The 17918-nt window shown below is 62.5% G+C and carries 18 protein-coding genes; 5 read left to right on the top strand and 13 right to left on the bottom strand.

The genetic code is table 11. The features are described 5' to 3' along the window. The first annotated feature begins 111 nt into the window (after positions 1-111). From trxA to ACG0Z6_RS15280, 4 genes are all read left to right on the top strand, one after another. A complete protein-coding gene (gene trxA, locus ACG0Z6_RS15295; RefSeq protein ID WP_394462959.1) occupies positions 112-441 on the top strand; it encodes a thioredoxin TrxA in 330 nt (109 codons plus the stop codon). A gap of 225 nt (positions 442-666) precedes the next feature. After that, on the top strand, positions 667-1929 hold the full coding sequence (rho, locus tag ACG0Z6_RS15290) for a transcription termination factor Rho (RefSeq protein WP_394462957.1): 1263 nt from the start codon (positions 667-669) through the stop codon (positions 1927-1929). 133 nt (positions 1930-2062) lie between these two features. Continuing rightward, entirely contained in the window at positions 2063-2323 is a 261-nt protein-coding gene (locus tag ACG0Z6_RS15285; RefSeq protein ID WP_394462955.1) for a type B 50S ribosomal protein L31, read from the top strand. 138 nt (positions 2324-2461) lie between these two features. Beyond that, positions 2462-4147 carry a hypothetical protein gene (locus tag ACG0Z6_RS15280; RefSeq protein ID WP_394462953.1) on the top strand — a complete coding sequence of 562 codons (1686 nt, stop codon included), beginning with the start codon at positions 2462-2464 and terminating at the stop codon, positions 4145-4147. A gap of 7 nt (positions 4148-4154) precedes the next feature. Here ACG0Z6_RS15280 and phoR read toward each other — a convergent pair whose 3' ends face one another. The 11 genes from phoR to ACG0Z6_RS15225 form a co-directional block, all read right to left on the bottom strand. Beyond that, positions 4155-5489, bottom strand: a complete 1335-nt coding sequence (phoR, locus tag ACG0Z6_RS15275) for a phosphate regulon sensor histidine kinase PhoR (protein WP_394462951.1) — start codon at positions 5487-5489, stop codon at positions 4155-4157. 60 nt (positions 5490-5549) lie between these two features. Beyond that, complete coding sequence (phoB, locus tag ACG0Z6_RS15270) at positions 5550-6251, bottom strand: phosphate regulon transcriptional regulator PhoB (protein WP_394462949.1); 702 nt, start codon at positions 6249-6251, stop codon at positions 5550-5552. 17 nt (positions 6252-6268) lie between these two features. Then, complete coding sequence (phoU, locus tag ACG0Z6_RS15265; protein WP_394462947.1) at positions 6269-6976, bottom strand: phosphate signaling complex protein PhoU; 708 nt, start codon at positions 6974-6976, stop codon at positions 6269-6271. 122 nt (positions 6977-7098) lie between these two features. Further along, positions 7099-7884: a phosphate ABC transporter ATP-binding protein PstB gene (gene pstB, locus ACG0Z6_RS15260; protein ID WP_394462945.1), complete on the bottom strand. Its 786-nt coding sequence runs from the start codon at positions 7882-7884 to the stop codon at positions 7099-7101. A gap of 15 nt (positions 7885-7899) precedes the next feature. Beyond that, the gene (pstA, locus tag ACG0Z6_RS15255) at positions 7900-8769 is read right to left on the bottom strand and encodes a phosphate ABC transporter permease PstA (protein WP_394462943.1); all 870 of its coding nucleotides are present in this window, start codon (positions 8767-8769) and stop codon (positions 7900-7902) included. After that, entirely contained in the window at positions 8766-9779 is a 1014-nt protein-coding gene (pstC, locus tag ACG0Z6_RS15250; RefSeq protein ID WP_394462941.1) for a phosphate ABC transporter permease PstC, read from the bottom strand. Before pstC ends, pstA begins: the two co-directional genes overlap by 4 nt. A gap of 113 nt (positions 9780-9892) precedes the next feature. Next, entirely contained in the window at positions 9893-10933 is a 1041-nt protein-coding gene (gene pstS, locus ACG0Z6_RS15245) for a phosphate ABC transporter substrate-binding protein PstS (protein ID WP_394462939.1), read from the bottom strand. A 288-nt stretch (positions 10934-11221) separates the two neighbouring features. Continuing rightward, a complete protein-coding gene (glmM, locus tag ACG0Z6_RS15240; protein ID WP_394462937.1) occupies positions 11222-12553 on the bottom strand; it encodes a phosphoglucosamine mutase in 1332 nt (443 codons plus the stop codon). Positions 12554-12624: 71 nt separating this feature from the next. Next, positions 12625-13416 (bottom strand): dihydropteroate synthase, encoded by a 792-nt coding sequence (gene folP, locus ACG0Z6_RS15235; protein ID WP_394463388.1) that lies wholly within the window; start codon positions 13414-13416, stop codon positions 12625-12627. Between the two features lie 150 nt (positions 13417-13566). After that, positions 13567-15474: an ATP-dependent zinc metalloprotease FtsH gene (gene ftsH / locus ACG0Z6_RS15230; RefSeq protein ID WP_394462935.1), complete on the bottom strand. Its 1908-nt coding sequence runs from the start codon at positions 15472-15474 to the stop codon at positions 13567-13569. Between the two features lie 186 nt (positions 15475-15660). Continuing rightward, positions 15661-16335: an RlmE family RNA methyltransferase gene (locus ACG0Z6_RS15225; RefSeq protein ID WP_394462933.1), complete on the bottom strand. Its 675-nt coding sequence runs from the start codon at positions 16333-16335 to the stop codon at positions 15661-15663. Positions 16336-16353: 18 nt separating this feature from the next. Here ACG0Z6_RS15225 and ACG0Z6_RS15220 point away from each other — a divergent pair, with 18 nt between their 5' ends. After that, entirely contained in the window at positions 16354-16833 is a 480-nt protein-coding gene (locus tag ACG0Z6_RS15220; protein ID WP_394462931.1) for a YhbY family RNA-binding protein, read from the top strand. 12 nt (positions 16834-16845) lie between these two features. Here ACG0Z6_RS15220 and ACG0Z6_RS15215 read toward each other — a convergent pair whose 3' ends face one another. After that, positions 16846-17328, bottom strand: coding sequence for a DUF4149 domain-containing protein (locus ACG0Z6_RS15215; protein ID WP_394462929.1), 483 nt, complete (start codon positions 17326-17328; stop codon positions 16846-16848). A 13-nt stretch (positions 17329-17341) separates the two neighbouring features. Further along, complete coding sequence (greA, locus tag ACG0Z6_RS15210; protein ID WP_394462927.1) at positions 17342-17818, bottom strand: transcription elongation factor GreA; 477 nt, start codon at positions 17816-17818, stop codon at positions 17342-17344. Positions 17819-17918 lie beyond the last annotated feature (100 nt).

Below are 17918 nucleotides of genomic sequence, written 5' to 3'. Positions count from 1 at the left end.
TGCCATGGCGGCCGATGTGTCAGAATTCATTGTGCCCTGTTGTGCTTCTCCTGCAGAACTGCGACCCATGTCACGGGCCAGGCTGTCTACAGCCCCTCCAAGGACTCTCCCATGAGCAGCGAACTGATCAAACACATCTCCGATGCGTCTTTTGACGCCGACGTCTTGCAATCCAGCACCCCCGTCTTGGTGGACTACTGGGCTGAGTGGTGCGGCCCCTGCAAGATGATTGCACCCGTACTGGACGACCTGGCCAAGGAATACGGCGCCCGCCTGCAGATCGCCAAGATGAACGTGGACGAGAACCGCGAAGTTCCCGCCAAGTTCGGCATCCGTGGCATTCCCACACTGATGCTGTTCAAGGACGGCCAGCTCGCCGCCACCAAGGTCGGGGCACTGAACAAGTCCCAGTTGACCGCCTTCGTAGACGCGCACCTATAATCGCGTTCGATTGACAGGGTCTTTTGTGAAGAGACCCTGTCAGCATCGCCACCACGCCAAGCGGTTTGTCTTCTTCGACTGCACGCGCGTGGACTCGGCTCCCAAGCTCCCGAATATCTATCTAAGCCCGTTCGCAAGCCGCTTGCGGCGGTCTTGCATCTTGGGTCAGCCGCTGTAGGTGTCCCGGACCTTGGCAGGTTCTGGACGACAACCTGGGTATTCCCCATGCATCTTTCTGAACTGAAAGCACTCCACGTATCCGCCCTGATCAAGATGGGCGAGGAATTGGAGATTGATAACGTCACGCGCCTGCGCAAGCAGGAGCTGATGTTCGCCATCATGAAAAAGCGGGCCAAGGCCGGCGAACAAGTCTTTGGTGATGGCGTGCTGGAAGTGCTGCCCGACGGCTTCGGGTTTCTGCGCTCGCCCGAGACGAGCTATATGGCGTCCACCGACGACATCTACCTCTCGCCCAGCCAGATCCGCCGCTTCAACCTGCACACCGGCGACATGATCGAAGGCGAAGTGCGCGTGCCCAAGGACGGCGAACGCTACTTCGCGCTGGTCAAGGTTGATCGCGTCAACAACCTGCCGCCCGAGGACAGCAAGCACAAGATCATGTTCGAGAACCTGACGCCGCTGTTCCCCAAGGAACAGTTCCGTCTGGAACGCGACATCAAGTCCGACGACAACATCACCGGTCGCATCATCGACCTCATCGCCCCCATCGGCAAAGGCCAGCGCGCACTCATCGTGGCGCAGCCCAAGACCGGCAAGACGATGATGATGCAGCAGCTGGCGCACGCCATCACGGCCAACCACCCCGACGCGCACCTGATCGTGCTGCTGGTCGACGAGCGCCCTGAAGAAGTGACCGAAATGCTGCGCACCGTGCGCGGTGAAGTCATCTCCTCCACCTTCGATGAGCCCGCCGCACGCCATGTGCAAGTGGCCGAGATGGTGATCGAGCGCGCCAAGCGCCTGGTGGAGCTGAAAAAAGACGTGGTGATCCTGCTGGACTCCATCACCCGTCTGGCCCGCGCCTACAACAACGTGCTGCCCAGCTCCGGCAAGGTGCTGACCGGCGGCGTGGACGCCAACGCCCTGCAACGCCCCAAGCGCTTCTTTGGCGCGGCGCGCAATGTGGAAGAAGGCGGCTCGCTGACCATCATTGGTACGGCGCTGATCGACACCGGCAGCCGCATGGACGAGGTGATCTACGAAGAGTTCAAGGGCACGGGCAATTGCGAAATCCACCTGGATCGCCGCATGGCCGAAAAGCGTGTCTACCCCTCGATCCAGATCAACAAGTCCGGCACACGCCGTGAAGAGCTGCTGCTCAAGCCCGAGATCCTGCAAAAGAGCTGGATCCTGCGCAAGCTGCTCTACAACATGGACGAGATCGAGGCGATGGAGTTCATCCTCGACAAGATGAAGTCGAGCAAGAACAACCACGACTTCTTCGACATGATGCGTCGCGGCGGTTGACGCGCGCATGGCGTTGGCACCCCTTGGCGGATTGGGTGTCAACTCTGCTACAATCACAGGTTTTCCGCTGTCGACAAGTGCGTCCTTGCATGGTGCAGGGCGTGGCTGGCGGCACCGCAGCGAGAGGTTTCCCATGAAAGAAGGCATCCACCCCAACTACCGCGACGTCGTGTTCCTGGACCTGTCCAATGGTTTCCAGTTCGTGACCCGTTCCACCGTCAACTCCAAAGAGACGGTCAAACTGGAAGACGGCCGCGAGTTGCCCCTGATCAAGCTGGAAACCTCCAGCGAGTCGCACCCCTTCTACACCGGCACGCAAAAAAGCGTGGACAACCTGGGTGGTCGCGTCGAGAAGTTCCGCAACAAGTTTGCGCGCCTCGGCCTCAAGAAGTAATGGCTGCACGGGGTTTACAGACCCCGGCATCACATTCGCAAAGGCAGCCCCGGTGGCTGCCTTTTTCATTCCCCAAGCGCTTTGTGCAAAGGGGCTTGGCCTTGCGGCATCATGCAGGGCTCAAACCCTGTGTTGGACATGACCCTGCCCTCTCCCGCCCTTGTGGCTGAACGCGACGCCCGTGCCATTCCGCGCTGGGCCCTGCTGCTGTTGTGCGCCGCCTATGTGTTGCCCGGCTTGTTCGGGCGCGACCCCTGGCGCAATGCGGACCTTGTGGCCTACGGCTTTATGGCCAGCATTGCACAGGGCCTTGCGCCCTGGCATGCACCGGCCATTGGCGGCATCGTCGCGGAGGGAGGGCTGCTGCCCTATTGGCTGGGGGCCGTCTTCATCAAAGCCCTGCCTTGGCTGGACCCCGCTGTGGCTGCGCGCATTCCCTTCGGGCTGGCCTTGGCCGGGGTGCTGGTGCTGGTGTGGTACGGCTGCTTTCACCTCGCGCGCACCGAGGCTGCACAGCCCGTGCGCTTTGCCTTTGGTGGACAGGCCGACACCGTGGACTACGCCCGCGCCATTGCTGACGGCGCCATCTTGGCCCTGCTGGCCAGCCTGGGCTTGCTACAGCTGGGGCACGAGACCACGCCTGAAATGCTGCAGCTGCTGGGCATGGCCATGTTCGTCTACGGCCTGGCTGCCGCGCCTTACCGGGCCGTGAAAGCGCGCGTGGCCGTGCTGCTGGCCTTGCCAGTGCTGGCCTGCAGTGGTGCGCCAGCGCTGGCTCTGCTGCTGGGTTTGGGCAGTGGTGTGCTGCACCAGCAATCCCAATACGCTCGGGCCCGCAATCTGCTGCCTTGGCTGGTGGCCAGCGTGCTGGCTTCAGCGCTGTGCGCCTGGGCGTTGGGCGGTTGGGCTTGGCGCGTGCAGATGAACGCCCAGTCTCTGCCAGATTGGCTGAGCCTGCTGGCCTGGTTTGCCTGGCCCGCGTGGCTGCTGGCGCTGTGGACGGTGTGGCGCTGGCGCTCGCACTGGCAGCGCCGCCACATCAGCGTGCCCTTGCTGGCAGCGCTGGTGCCCTTGATTGCGGCCCTGTTCATGGACGCCAACGACCGTGCCCTGATGCTGGCCTTGCCAGCCCTGGCCGTGTTGGCCGCGTTTGCCCTGCCCACGCTGCAGCGCAGCGTGAGCGCCGCCATCGACTGGTTCTCGGTCTTCTTCTTCAGCTGCATGGCGCTGTTTGTCTGGCTCTACTACCTGGCTTTGCACACAGGCTGGCCGCCCAAGCTGCTGGCCAATGTGCTGCGTTTGGTGCCGGGCTATGAGCCCCGATTTCAAGCGCTGGCGCTGGCCGCTGCCATCTTGGGCACCCTGGCCTGGATGTGGCTGGTGCGCTGGCGCACGGCGCGCCATCGCCACGCGCTGTGGAAGAGCCTGGTGCTGCCCGCCTCTGGCGTGACGCTGTGCTGGTTGCTGGCCATGTCGCTGGGACTGCACCTGCTCAACCACGTGCGCAGCAATGAATCCCTGGTGGCGCAGCTGCGCCCGCTCGTGCCTGCCCAAGCCTGCGTGGCCATGCCCCAACAGCCCTTGCCCTTGATGGCTGCGGTGCAATTCCGTGGCCATTGGCCGGTGGACGGGCGCACGCCGCTGGACTTCACGCGCTGCGACCATGCCGTTGTGAGCGCCGCTGATGCAGCCACCCCGACGCCTTCGGGCTGGATGCGTGTAGGCATGCTCAAGCGACCGCGTGACCGCGCCGGCGCTGGCTACTGGGTGCTGCAGCGGCGCGTGCCCGCGCTGCCGGCGCTGGCCAGCAATGGGGCACGCTGACTTCGCCTTAATGGCTGATGGTTGAGGCGGGTTCCGCTCTGGCGCCTTGCAGCGGCGCCTCAGTCATTTGACGCACGCGCGAAGCAGGCAAGAGCACCACAAAGCGCGAGCCCTGCCCCACTTCGCTTTCAATGCGCAAAGTGCCGCCGTGGCGCTGGGCCACGTGCTTGACGATGGACAGCCCCAAGCCTGTGCCGCCGGTGTCACGCGAGCGGCTGCCATCCACACGGTAGAAGCGCTCGGCCAGCCGCGGCAGATGCTCACGCGCAATGCCCGGGCCGTTGTCAGACACCGAGATCTCACAGCTGCCATCGGCCAACCGGGCCCATTGCACCTGAATGGAACCGCCTTCGGGGGTGTAGCGCACAGCATTGCTGAGCAAATTGGCCAGCGCGCTGAGCAACTCGCCCTTCACGCCAGCCACCGCCAGCTCACAGGGTTCACCCCGGCTGATGTGATGTCGGCCAGCGCTGAGCGCCTGTGCATCCGAGAGCGCGCGCTGCAGCACCGCTTCCAGATGCAGCCATTGATCGGGCGGCGGCTTGGGCCCGCCTTCGAGCTGGGCCAGTGTGAGCAAATCACCCACCAAGCTCTGCATGCGCGTGGCCTGCTCACCCATGAGCTGGAGCACGCGGCGGCGCTCCACATCGGTAAGCGGCAACTTGTCGAGGGTTTCGATAAAGCCCGACAGCACCGTCAGCGGCGTGCGAATTTCGTGCGAGACGTTGGCGACGAAATCGCGCCGCATGGCGTCGTGACGCTCGCGCTCGGTGATGTCCTGTGTCAGCACCAGACGGAATTGATCGCCGTAGACCCGCACGATCACCTGCAAAGTGGCCTTGCCACGCACATGGTGCAGCACCAACGCCTGATGGAACTGCTCGGCATGCAGATAGGCCACAAAAGCGGGGTCGCGCACCAGGTTGGTCACACGTTGCATCAAGTCATGCGAGGCGTTGAGCGAGAAGTGCTCGGCCGCCGTGTGGTTGCACCAAAGGATGTGATCGTGTGCATCGAGCATCAACACGCCATTGGGTGAGGCCTCGATGGCGCTCAAAAACTGCTGCAACTGCTCGCGTTCATACCGCGCTTGCTGCTCGCGCTCGCGCAGAGCGCGTTCCATGCGATAGCCCAACTCGCCCCACAGCCCTTGCGCATGCGGGGCGGCTTGGTGCAACTCGCCGCGCACCCAGTCAGCCAAGCGTTTGGCCCGCAGCCCATCCAGGGCCAAGCCCCACAAAGCGGCGAGCGCCGCCCCACCGCAGGCCCCCAAGGCCATGCCATGAGGCCCCATCAGCCAGTGCCCCAACAGGGCTCCGGCCGCAGTGGCAAGCACAACCATCAACAAGCGCGACAAGTACCACACAGGCCGTCCACCTTTTCCTGCCGAAGTTGCGCTGCCTCAGGCTTGCAGCGAGTCCGCACTTTGCGTCAAGCGGTAGCCTGCGCCACGCACAGTCTCGATCATGCGCTGGCAGGCCACTTTGCCCAGAGCCTCACGCAGGCGCTTCACGTGCACATCCACCGTGCGTTCTTCGATGAACACATGGTCGCCCCACACGCGGTCCAGTAGCTGAGCACGGCTGTGCACACGCTCGGGGTGGGTCATGAAGAAGTGCAGCAGGCGGAACTCGGTGGGCCCGAGCTTGAGCTCCACGCCCTCGCGGCTGACACGGCGGGTGCCGGGGTCGAGCACCAGGCCGCCGACTTCCACCGCAGTGTCCAGCGCCTCCGGGGCCTTGCGCCGCAGCACGGCACGGATGCGCGCCAGCAGCTCGTTGGCGGAAAAGGGCTTGGTGAGGTAGTCGTCGGCACCGGCGTCTAGACCGGCGATCTTGTCGGCCTCTTCGGCTCGGGCCGTCAGCATGATCAGCGGCAGCTCGCGTGTGCGGGTCTGGTTGCGCCACTGGCGCGCCAGGGCCACGCCGCTTTGTCCGGGCAGCATCCAGTCCAGCAGCACCAGATCCGGCAGCATTTGATCGACGGCGGCCTGAGCCTGCTCGGCGTTGACCGCGCGCACCACTTCGTAGCCCGCATGGCGCAGGTTCAGAGCAATCAACTCCGCGATTGCTGCCTCGTCTTCAACCACCAACACTCGACTCATGCCTGAATCCTCCCGCCTCAGCGAACCATACTTTCGACTGCATCGGGCGTGTTGTGACGCACGTCCGTACCCTTGACCACATAGATGGTGACTTCGGCCAGGTTCTTGGCGTGGTCGCCCACGCGCTCAATGGCCTTGGCGACGAACACCAAATCGATGCTGGAGGAGATGGTGCGCGGATCTTCCATCATGTAGGTAATGAGCTTGCGCAGCAGACCGTCGAACTCCTTGTCGATCTCGTCGTCGCGGCGCAGCACTTCCAGCGCTTTTTCCACATCCAGCCGGGCAAACGCGTCCAGTGCCTTGCGCAGCTGGGCGATGGCGAGCTCGGCCTCGTAGGCCAAATCACCCATGGGCAGGCGCAGGCGGCTCGAAACACCGGCGTTGACCAGGCGCTGCACCGTGCGCGCGATGCGTGCGGCCTCGTCGCCCACACGCTCCAGATTGGCGATGGTCTTGGAGACCGCGATCAGCAAGCGCAAATCGCGCGCCGTGGGCTGGCGCCGGGCAATGATGGTAGAGAGGTCGCGGTCGATCTCGACTTCCATCTGGTTGACGCGCTCTTCCACCTCCAGCACGCCGCTGGCTTGCTCAGCGCTGAAAGCGCCCAGCGCCTCCAGTGCTTGGGAGACCTGGGATTCCACCACGCCACCCATCTCCAGCACACGTGCGGAAATGCCGCTGAGTTCCGCATCGAACTGCGTCGAGAGATGTTTATCGCTCATGCCATGCTCCTGTAGGCGCCAGCCTGGTTCACAGACTTGGTCGCCGTCTTATTGAATATTTCGACATCCACCCTAGCCTGGCCGCTGCCGCATCATCGCTGTGCGGCGCGGCATGGCCACCATCAGCCAAAGCGGCCAGTGATGTAGTCCTCAGTGTCCTTGCACTTGGGCTTCATGAAGAGCTCGGCGGTGGCGCCGAACTCGATGAGGTCACCCAAATACATGTAAGCCGTGTAGTCGGAACAACGCGCAGCTTGTTGCATGTTGTGCGTGACGATGGCCACGGTGTACTCGCTCTTGAGCTCGTGGATCAGCTCTTCGATCTTGCCCGTAGAGATAGGGTCCAGCGCCGAACAGGGCTCGTCCAGCAACAACACCTCCGGCTTGATGGCAATGCCACGCGCAATGCACAAGCGCTGCTGCTGGCCACCCGAGAGGCCCGAGCCGCTTTGGTTGAGCTTGTCCTTGACCTCGGTCCACAGCGCGGCCTTTTTCAGCGCCCACTCCACGCGCTCGTCCATATCGATGCGCGAGAGGTTTTCAAACAAGCGCACACCGAAGGCGATGTTGTCGTAGATGGACATCGGGAAGGGCGTGGGCTTTTGAAACACCATGCCGACCTTGGCGCGCACCAGCGAGACGTCTTCGCCGCTGGAGAGGATGTCCTGCCCGTCGAGCAGGATCTGGCCCTCGGCACGCTGCTCGGGGTAGAGCTCAAACATGCGGTTGAGCGTGCGCAGCAAGGTGCTCTTGCCGCAGCCCGACGGTCCGATGAAGGCCGTGACCTTGCCCTCGGGAATGTCCAGATTGATGTTCTTCAGGGCATGGAAGTTGCCGTAGTAGAAGTTCAGATTGCGTACCGAGAGCTTGGCCTTTTCGGTAACCGTCGTGTTGACTTGGGCGTCCATAGAGTCTCTCAAGGGTCAGTGCTTGTTCTTGAACATGACGCGCGCCAGGATGTTGAGCATCAGCACGCCGATAGTGATGATGAACACCCCCGCCCACGCCAGCTTCTGCCAGTTCTCGTAGGGGCTCATCGCAAACTTGAAGATGGTGACGGGCAAGCTGGCCATAGGTTGGCTCAGGTCCGCCGTCCAGAATTGGTTGGACAGTGCCGTGAACAGCAGAGGTGCCGTCTCGCCCGACACCCGCGCCAGCGCCAGCAGCACACCGGTGATCACACCAGCACGCGCCGACTTGAGGGTGATGGCGCTGATGACCTTCCACTTGGGCGTACCCAGTGCATAGGCCGCCTCACGCAAGGCATTGGGGATCAGGCTGAGCATGTTCTCGGTGGTGCGAATCACCACGGGAATGACGATCAGCGCCAGGGCCAGAATGCCGGCAATGCCTGAGAAGGTCTTGAAGCGCGACACCACCACGGTGTAGATGAACAGGCCCACCACGATGGATGGCGCGGACAGCAAGATGTCGTTGATGAAACGCACCGCCGCACCCAGCCAAGTCTTCTGGCCGTATTCCGCCAGGTAGATGCCTGCGAGCACCCCCACCGGCGTGCCAATCAGCGTGGCCAAACCGACCATGGCCAGAGAGCCAAAAATGGCGTTGGCCAGACCACCCGTTTCGGCCATGGGAGGCGGCGTCATTTCCGTGAAGGTGGCGATGGACAAGCCATCAAGCCCCAGACGCACGGTCTCAAACAAGATCCAAATCAGCCAAAACACACCAAAGGCCATGGCGGCCAGCGACAGCGTCAGCGCAATGGCGTTGACGCGCTTGCGGCCCTTGTGTTTGCGCAGCTTGGCGGCTGCGGTGCTCGGTGCGGCGCTCATGCGCGGGCTCCTTCATTTTTCTTCAGTCGGTTCAACAGCAGCTTGGAGAAAGCCAGCACCACGAAGGTGATGAAGAACAAGACCAGACCCAGATAAATCAGCGAGGCCTGATGCAGCCCTTCGTTGGCCTCCGCGAACTCGTTGGCCAGGGCCGAGGTGATGCTGTTGGCCGCATCGAACAGCGACAACGAGCTGAGCTGGTTCATATTGCCGATCACAAAGGTCACTGCCATGGTCTCGCCCAAGGCGCGGCCCAGGCCCAGCATCACGCCGCCCACCACACCGGTCTTGGTGTAGGGCAGCACCACACGCCACACCACCTCCCAGGTGGTGGCACCCAGCCCGTAGGCCGACTCTTTGAGCAGCGGCGGGGTGACTTCAAACACATCGCGCATCACCGAGGCGATGAAGGGAATGATCATGATGGCCAGGATGATGCCGGCCGACAAAATGCCGATGCCCACGGGCGGCCCGGAAAACAAAGCCCCCAGCACCGGGATGTCATGGGTCCAGTTCTGCAGCGGCTGCTGCACGTACTCAGCCAGCAAGGGGCCAAACACCAGCAAGCCCCACATGCCGTAAACAATGGACGGCACCGCAGCGAGCAGCTCAACCGCAGTACCCAGCGGCCGCTTGAGCCACTTGGGCGAGAGTTCGGTCAGGAACAGCGCAATGCCAAAGCTCACTGGCACAGCAATCAGCAGCGCGATGAAAGACGACATCAACGTGCCGTAAATCATCACCAGACCGCCAAAGCGTTCCTGCACGGGGTCCCACTCGCTGGTCCACAAAAACGCCAGACCGAACTGCTTGATGGCGGGGGCCGCACCCACGATCAAGGAAAGAATAATGCCCACCAACAGCGCCAAAGTGAGCCACGCCGCACCGTGCGCCAGCAAGGCAAACAGGCGATCGGCCCAGGGGCTGACGGGCTTGCGCGCGGGCGGATCGCCCCGGCGTTGGGTGGTGGGTTGAGCCTTCAATGGCTCAGCAGGAAGAATGGCGGCCACGGTTTACTCCGCAAAGAAATACGATTCAAAAGATGCACGGTTGTCCGTGACACGCGCACACGCCCGGATGCTTGTAAAGCCTCCGGGCGCACATGCTCAGAACCTCAGCAAACTCACTTCAGGCTGATGGACTTGCCCGCAGCGTCTTTGATTTGCGCAGCCCACTGCTTGCGAATCAGGTCTTTGAGCGAGGCAGGCAGTGCCACATAGTCCAGCTCGTCAGCCATCTTGTCGCCGCTGTTGTAGGCCCAGTCGAAGAACTTGAGCGCAGTGGCGGCACTGGCAGGCTTCTCTTGCACTTTGTGCATCAGGATGAAGGTGGCACCAGTGATGGGCCAAGAGTCCTTGCCGGGCTGCTCGGTCAACACTTGGTAGAAGCTCTCGTTCCACTTGGCGTTGGCAGCGGCGGCCTTGAAGGCGTCGTCGCTGGGTGCCAGGAACTGACCTGCTTGGTTGCGCAGCAGCACGTGGGACATGCGGTTTTGCTTGGCGTAGGCGTACTCGACATAGCCAATCGAGTTGGGCAGGCGGGCCACGAAGGCGGACACACCCTCATTGCCCTTACCACCGGCGCCCGTGGGCCAATTCACGGCCGTACCTTCGCCCACAGAGCTCTTCCACTCGGCATTCACCTTGGAGAGGTAGTTGGTGAACAGGAAGCTGGTGCCAGAACCATCAGCGCGGCGCACCACGGCGATGGCTGCATCAGGCAGCGGCACACCGGGGTTGAGTGCGGTCAGCGCGGGTTCGTTCCACTTCTTGATCTTGCCCAGGTAGATGTCGCCCAGAACCTGGCCACTGATTTTGATCTGGCCCGGGGCAATGCCCTTGATGTTGACCACCGGCACCACGCCACCGATCACGGTGGGGAACTGCACCAGGCCGTCGCGAGCCAGGTCTTCGTCGGTCAGCGGCGCGTCGGTGGCACCAAAGTCAACCGTTTTGGCCTTGATCTGGCGAATGCCAGCGCCCGAACCCACCGATTGGTAATTGATCCGCGCACCGCTGGCCTTGTTGTAGGCATCCGCCCACTTGGCATAGACCGGTGCGGGGAAGGAGGCACCTGCGCCGGTCACGTCCTGAGCGTGTGCGGCAGAGGTAGCGAGGGCAACAACGGCCCACAGCAGGCCGGCGCGCAGAGGGTGCTTGGTCATGGGTAATTTCCTGTGGGAGGGGTTGAGGGTTACAAACAGCCCTCATGGTATGAAGGCAATGTGACAAGCTCGTGACGACCCAAGTCACGCCCTCCCCTGCCGCGCACCGCTAGCGAACCCCCAGCTTTTCGCGCCCCCTTCCGGATTGGCTGCGATGATGACAGTCAGTGCCGCATTCACCAAATTTCCCAGTGAAAACCCCAGTAAATTGGGGTGTCATCGAGCTGTCACGCCGTCGTCACGAAGCACCGCGGGCGTCAAATTCGCGCCCCAAACGAGCCCAAACGCTCAAGCTTGCAACGCGTCCACCAAGCGCTGGGCGCTGCGCTGCGCCAAGTGGCCGTCCTGCGCTTCAACCATGATGCGCAGCACCGGCTCCGTACCGCTCTTGCGGATGAGCACTCGCCCGCGCCCACCCAGTTCGGCCGTGACTTCATCCTGCACGCGCAAAAAGCCGGCGTGGGTTTGCCAGTCCACTCCGGCCTTGAGCCGCACATTGAGCATGGTTTGCGGGAACAGCACCACATCCTGCAGCAAAGCGGAGAGCGACTTGCCGCTGCGCAGCACGGCCTGCAACACCAGCAGGCTGCTGACGATGCCATCGCCCGTGGAGTGCTTGTCCAGCGCCAACAAATGGCCCGAACTCTCACCCCCCAGCAGCCAGCCGCGGGCAGCCAGCTCCTCGAGCACATAGCGGTCACCAACCTTGGCGCGCACGAACTCCACATCACGCTGACGCAGCGCTTGCTCAACCGCCAGATTGGTCATCAGCGTGCCCACGGCACCGGCCACGCGCTGGCCCTGCTCGATACGGTCAGCCACCATCACGTAGAGCAATTCATCGCCGTTGTAGAGACGGCCTTGACCGTCGACCAGCAGCAGGCGGTCGGCGTCACCATCCAGGGCAATGCCGAAGTCGGCACCATGCTCCAGCACCGCATCAACCAGCGCTTGCGGCGAGGTCGCCCCCACGCCCTTGTTGATGTTGTAGCCATCAGGCTTGCAGCCGACAGGGATCACCTCAGCACCGAGCTCGTGGAAGACCTCTGGCGCGACTTGGTAGGCCGCACCGTGCGCGGCGTCCACCACCAGCTTGAGCCCGCGCAGGCTCAGCTCAGAGCTGAAACTGGCTTTACAAAACTCGATATAGCGCCCCTGCGCGTCCGTCACGCGCCGCGCCCGCCCCAGGCCCGAAGACTCCACCCAGGCCGGCGGCTGCTCCAGCTCGGCCTCGACGTCCAACTCCCAGGCATCAGGCAATTTCTCGCCCTTGGCGGAGAAGAACTTGATGCCGTTGTCCGGATAGGCGTTGTGCGAGGCCGAAATCACCACCCCCAGCTGCTGGCGCAGCGCCCGCGTGAGGTAAGCCACGCCAGGCGTGGGCAGTGGACCGGTCAACAGCACATTGACACCCGCCGAAGCAAAGCCGGCCTCCAGGGCTGACTCCAACATATAGCCCGAAATGCGCGTGTCTTTGCCAATGAGCACGCTGGGTTTGTCATGCGTGCGTCGCAGCACCTTGCCCACGGCATGCCCCAAGCGCAGCACAAAGTCAGGCGTGATCGGGCCCTGCCCCACCGTGCCACGAATCCCATCGGTGCCAAAGTACTTACGGCTCACAGTGCGCTCCTCCAAGCATTGCAATGGCTGGCATTGTCCCAAATGCGCAGCACCCCCAACTTGACTTCAGATCACGCCGTGACGGCGCCAACCTCGTGCGAAGCCAGCCACACCTTCACCACATCCACTGTGGGCGCCACATCGTGGACGCGCAAGATGCGCGCGCCCCCCTCCAGCGCCAACACCGCAGCAGCAAGGCTGGCCGCCAGACGCTCCTCCACAGGCCGTCCCGTCACCACACCCAGCGAGGACTTCCTCGACCATCCGGCCAGCACGGGCCGGCCCAGAGCCAGCAGCTCGGCCTGGCGCCGAAGCAGCTCGAAGTTTTGCTGCGTCGTTTTGGCAAACCCATAACCAGGGTCCAGCACCACACGCTCCGCAGCCAGGCCGCAGCGCTGCGCCTCATTGCAGCGCTGCTGCAGGTAGAGGGTCACTTCGCGCACCACATCGGTGTAATCGGTCAGGCCCTGCATCGTGGCGGAGTCCCCGCGCATATGCATCAGACACACGCCCGCAGTGCCATGGGCGGCGAGCAACTCCATCGCACCGGGGGCAGACAAGGCCCGGATGTCGTTGACGATATCGACACCCACATCCAAGGCGCGACGCATCACCTCCACCTTGCAGGTGTCCACGGACACAGGCACACCCAAGCCCAGCGCCGCGCGCAGCACGGGCTCGATGCGTTGCCATTCGTCTTGCGCGCTGAGCTGGATCGCCCCGGGGCGGCTGGATTCACCACCGATATCCAGAATGTCCGCCCCTTGGCGAACCAGCGCCTCGCAATGCTGCGCAGCGGCATGGGCCTCGCCATAGACACCGCCGTCGGAGAAGGAATCGGGCGTGACGTTGACGATGCCCATCACCAAAGGCCGTTGCAGCGTCAGAGAAAAACGCGTGGTGCGCCAAATAGGCGCAGGCGCTTGCGAAGTCGGCAACACAGAGCAGCTCCCAGTAAAAAGGCCTGTCCCAGGGGACAGGCCTTGTGATCTAGCGGTGGGGCGCGCCAACAATCAGGCCGCGGCCGGTGCGCTGTCGGACTTCACCGCAGGCCCGCTGCCATCGGTGGGCGTGCCGCTGGGCGGCGTCCAGTCCTTGGGCGGACGCGGATCACGCCCAGCCATGATGTCGTCCAGCTGCTCGCTGTCGATGGTTTCCCACTCCAGCAAGGCCTTGGCCATGGCGTGCATCTTGTCCTGGTTGTCCTCGATCAGCTTGCGCGCCATGGCGTATTGCTGGTCGATGATGCGGCGGATTTGCTGGTCGACCTTGCGCATGGTCTCTTCGGACATATTGGTGGTCTTGGTCACCGTGCGGCCCAGGAACACCTCGCCCTCGTTCTCAGCGTAGACCATAGGCCCCAACTCGTCGGTCATGCCATAGCGCATCACCATATCGCGGGCGATTTGCGTGGCGCGCTCGAAGTCGTTGGAGGCACCCGTGGTCATCTGGTGCATGAACACTTCTTCGGCGATGCGGCCACCAAACAGCATGCTGATTTGGTTCAGCATGTACTCGCGGTCGTAGCTGTAGCGGTCTTTCTCAGGCAGGCTCATGGTCACACCCAGCGCACGCCCGCGCGGGATGATGGTGACCTTGTGCACCGGGTCGCACTTGGGCAGCAGCTTGCCGATCAAGGCATGGCCAGCCTCGTGGTAGGCGGTGTTCTTGCGCTCATCCTCGGGCATGACCATGGACTTGCGCTCAGGCCCCATCAGGATCTTGTCCTTGGCCTTTTCAAAGTCCACCATTTCCACCACGCGGCCGTTGCGCCGAGCGGCAAACAGGGCGGCTTCGTTGACCAGGTTGGCCAGATCAGCCCCCGAAAAACCAGGGGTGCCGCGCGCCAGGATGTCAGCACGGATATCTTGACCCACTGGCACTTTGCGCATGTGCACGTTGAGGATTTGCTCGCGGCCGCGAACATCGGGCAGCGTCACGTAGACCTGACGGTCAAAGCGGCCAGGACGCAGCAGCGCCGGATCAAGAATGTCAGGCCGGTTCGTGGCCGCCATGACAATCACGCCCAGATTGGTCTCGAAGCCGTCCATCTCCACCAGCATCTGGTTGAGGGTCTGCTCGCGCTCGTCATTGCCGCCGCCCAGGCCTGCGCCACGGTGGCGACCCACGGCATCGATTTCGTCGACAAAGATGATGCAAGGCGCGCTCTTCTTGGCCTGCTCGAACATGTCACGCACGCGTGCTGCGCCCACGCCGACAAACATCTCGACGAAGTCAGAACCGGAAATCGAGAAGAACGGCACCTTGGCCTCGCCCGCGATGGCCTTGGCCAGCAGGGTCTTACCCGTTCCAGGAGGGCCCACCAGCAGCACACCGCGCGGAATGCGGCCGCCAAGCTTTTGGAACTTCTGCGGGTCTTTGAGGAAGTCCACCAGCTCCTTGACTTCCTCTTTGGCCTCATCGCAACCCGCCACATCGGCGAAGGTGGTGGCGTTATTGGCCTCGTCCAGCATGCGAGCCTTGCTCTTGCCAAAGCTGAAGGCACCGCCCTTGCCGCCGCCTTGCATCTGGCGCATGAAATAGATCCACACACCGATGAGCAAGAGCATGGGACCCCAGCTCAACAACAAGCTCATCAGCACGGAGGTTTCCTCGCGCGGCTTGTTGTCGAACTTAACGCCATTGCTGATCAGGTCGTTGATCAGGCCACGGTCGAGGTAAGTACCCGTGGTGCGAACCTTGTTGCCTTCGCTGTTGATGGCCACGATGTCCACGCCGCCACCCGGGCCGTCCTGAATGGTGACCTGTTTGATGCGCTTGGCACGAACGTCATCCAAGAAGTCGGAATAGGCAACCTGATCCCGCTGGGTGGCCCCACGATCGAACTGCTTGAACACGGTGAACAGCACCAGGGCGATCACCATCCAAACAGCCACCTTTGAGAACCATTGATTGTTCACCGCGACTCCTTATCGATTCCTAGCGAAAGACACGCACAGATGCTGTGCATGGGTCTCTCACGCATATGGGGTTGATTCTATTGCAGTCAAGTGTCAGCCCCTGGCTGGCTTTTACATGCCCTGCCCAAGAGTTTGCCGAAGTGGCGCGGCTCCCATGCCGCAATATCGGCCCTTATCGAGGGTTGCTCAAGCTTTTTTGAGACCAATACCCACCAAAAAGGTCTCTGAAGATTTATCCCTAGAGGCCTTGGGCTTATGGACTTTGACGCGCACAAACTGTGCTTTGAACGCTGCCACGAGCTGGTCGTAGCCCGCGCTGTGGAACACCTTGGCCACCAAGGCCCCCTGGGGCTTGAGGTGCTGGCGCGAAAAATCCAGCGCCAACTCGATGAGGTGCTCGATGCGTGCCGCATCGGTGGCCGAAATCCCGGATAGGTTGGGCGCCATGTCCGACACCACCACGTCCACCGGGCGGGCCTGCAGCGCGGCTTCGAGCTGGGCCAGCACTTCAGCCTCCCGGAAGTCACCCTGGATGAACTCCACGCCCTCGACGGGCTCGAACTCCAGCATGTCCAGCGCGATGATGGTGCCATTGAGCTCGCCTACCGCGGCGCCACCCACCCCAGCTTCCTTGGGTGCAAAACGCCGGCGCAGGTACTGACTCCAAGCGCCGGGTGACGCCCCCAAGTCCACCACCACCTGCCCGGGGCGAAAGAGTTGGAAGACTTCGTCCAGCTCTTTGAGCTTGTAAGCGGCACGCGAGCGATAGCCCTCCTTTTGTGCCAACTTCACAAAAGGATCGGTGACGTGGTCATTCAGCCAAGCTTTGTTGACCTTTTTGCTTTTGGTTTGAACTTTCATTGCACGGATAATAGGCACATGCCTGCAATTCAACTGACTCCAGCCCAGCGCAAAGAAAAACGCGCCGACGCCCATCATCTCGACCCTGTGGTCATGATAGGCGCTGAGGGCCTCACTGCCGCGGTTAGCAAAGAGTGCGATGTTGCACTCAAAGCCCACGGCCTGATCAAAGTACGCGTCCTCTCGGACGATCGTGAAGGGCGAGAGGCGATTCTGCACACGCTGGCCGACCAGCTCGACGCCGCTCCCATTCAGCACATCGGCAAGCTGCTGGTGCTGTGGCGCCCCATTCCTGAGCGCGAAAAAACCTCGCGCGACGACACACTGCCCGGCCCCAAAACGGTCAAGATCGTCAAGTTCTCCAAGAGCGGCAACAACCGACCCCAGATCAAGAAAGTCCAGGTTCTGGGCAATCAGCGCGTGACGCAGGGCGGTGAAATCAAGCGCGCCAAAAAACCGCGCATCACCAGCATCAAAAAAGGCGCCAGCAATCGCTGACGCAGCCTTGGGCTATGGGCGGGCGCTGCCGGGCAGCGCCTGCGGCCCACTCAAACGCAGCGCCAGCACGGCCACGGCCAGCAGCTTGAACGCATAAAACACCGACGACACCGCGTGCAGCTGCCCAAAAGTCCAGGCGCCCTGCCCGGCTCGGGCCTGTTCCATCAGCGGCTGTAGGGCATAAAAGCCTGCCACTGTGCACAGCAAAGCCAGCAGGGGGCAGACCAATTCCCAGCTGATCACGGCCGCGCGCCGCGACTCATCCGATGACTCATCCTGAGCCACCTGGCGTTTGCGCTGCAGCAAGAGCAGCAGCACGCCTGCAGCAAGACTCAAACGGGCGTCGTATTCAAACAAGCGGCGCATCAAGTCGCCCGCCTGCGCTCGGGGCAAGAGGGCAAACGCAGCCGGCGCCACCAAGGCCGCCAAGCTGAGCATGGACCCCAGCCAAGCAGCGCTGAGCAAGCGCTGCAGCCGAATCACCCACAGGCCCACCTCAGCACCTCGCTCAGATGTAGCGAACGTCGACGATCTCGTAGCGCTTGACACCACCAGGGGCCTGCACCACAGCCACATCACCTGCCTCTTTGCCGATGAGCGCACGCGCAATCGGCGAGGAAATGGAGATCAGTCCGAGCTTGATGTCCGCCTCATCGTCGCCCACGATTTGGTAGGTCACCGCGCTGCCAGACTCTTCCTCTTCCAAGTCCACCGTGGTGCCAAACACCACGCGGCCGCCTGCATCCAGGCTTGAAGGGTCAATGACCTGAGCCACGGAGAGCTTGCCCTCGAGCTCCAGAATCCGCCCCTCAATAAAGCCTTGCTTGTCTTTGGCCGCGTCGTATTCCGCGTTTTCCGACAAGTCGCCCTGCGCCCGTGCTTCGGCGATGGCGGTGATCACAGCATGGCGCTCAACCGTCTTGAGTCGGTGCAGTTCTTCCTTGAGCAGTTCAGCACCGCGCTTGGTCAATGGAATCGTGGCCATATCAAAAACCTTGAGAGACAAAACAAGACCGCCGCAGCCCGTACCCAAAACAGATACGGCGGCGGCGGGTCAATGGGGTGCGCGAGGGCTACTGCCGGGC

Origin of the sequence: Roseateles rivi (assembly GCF_043555845.1) — a bacterium.
Classification (GTDB): Bacteria; Pseudomonadota; Gammaproteobacteria; order Burkholderiales; family Burkholderiaceae_C; genus Roseateles; species Roseateles rivi.
This window is presented reverse-complemented; position numbering and strand designations above follow the sequence as displayed.

What these genes read in the sequence shown, in the direction of transcription:
- trxA (WP_394462959.1), top strand. Translation starts at nt 112, where the DNA reads ATGAGCAGCGAACTGATCAAACACATCTCCGATGCGTCTTTTGACGCC.
- rho (WP_394462957.1), top strand. Translation starts at nt 667, where the DNA reads ATGCATCTTTCTGAACTGAAAGCACTCCACGTATCCGCCCTGATCAAG.
- ACG0Z6_RS15285 (WP_394462955.1), top strand. Translation starts at nt 2,063, where the DNA reads ATGAAAGAAGGCATCCACCCCAACTACCGCGACGTCGTGTTCCTGGAC.
- ACG0Z6_RS15280 (WP_394462953.1), top strand. Translation starts at nt 2,462, where the DNA reads ATGACCCTGCCCTCTCCCGCCCTTGTGGCTGAACGCGACGCCCGTGCC.
- phoR (WP_394462951.1), bottom strand. Translation starts at nt 5,489, where the DNA reads ATGGTTGTGCTTGCCACTGCGGCCGGAGCCCTGTTGGGGCACTGGCTG.
- phoB (WP_394462949.1), bottom strand. Translation starts at nt 6,251, where the DNA reads ATGAGTCGAGTGTTGGTGGTTGAAGACGAGGCAGCAATCGCGGAGTTG.
- phoU (WP_394462947.1), bottom strand. Translation starts at nt 6,976, where the DNA reads ATGAGCGATAAACATCTCTCGACGCAGTTCGATGCGGAACTCAGCGGC.
- pstB (WP_394462945.1), bottom strand. Translation starts at nt 7,884, where the DNA reads ATGGACGCCCAAGTCAACACGACGGTTACCGAAAAGGCCAAGCTCTCG.
- pstA (WP_394462943.1), bottom strand. Translation starts at nt 8,769, where the DNA reads ATGAGCGCCGCACCGAGCACCGCAGCCGCCAAGCTGCGCAAACACAAG.
- pstS (WP_394462939.1), bottom strand. Translation starts at nt 10,933, where the DNA reads ATGACCAAGCACCCTCTGCGCGCCGGCCTGCTGTGGGCCGTTGTTGCC.
- folP (WP_394463388.1), bottom strand. Translation starts at nt 13,416, where the DNA reads ATGGGCATCGTCAACGTCACGCCCGATTCCTTCTCCGACGGCGGTGTC.
- ACG0Z6_RS15225 (WP_394462933.1), bottom strand. Translation starts at nt 16,335, where the DNA reads ATGAAAGTTCAAACCAAAAGCAAAAAGGTCAACAAAGCTTGGCTGAAT.
- ACG0Z6_RS15220 (WP_394462931.1), top strand. Translation starts at nt 16,354, where the DNA reads ATGCCTGCAATTCAACTGACTCCAGCCCAGCGCAAAGAAAAACGCGCC.
- greA (WP_394462927.1), bottom strand. Translation starts at nt 17,818, where the DNA reads ATGGCCACGATTCCATTGACCAAGCGCGGTGCTGAACTGCTCAAGGAA.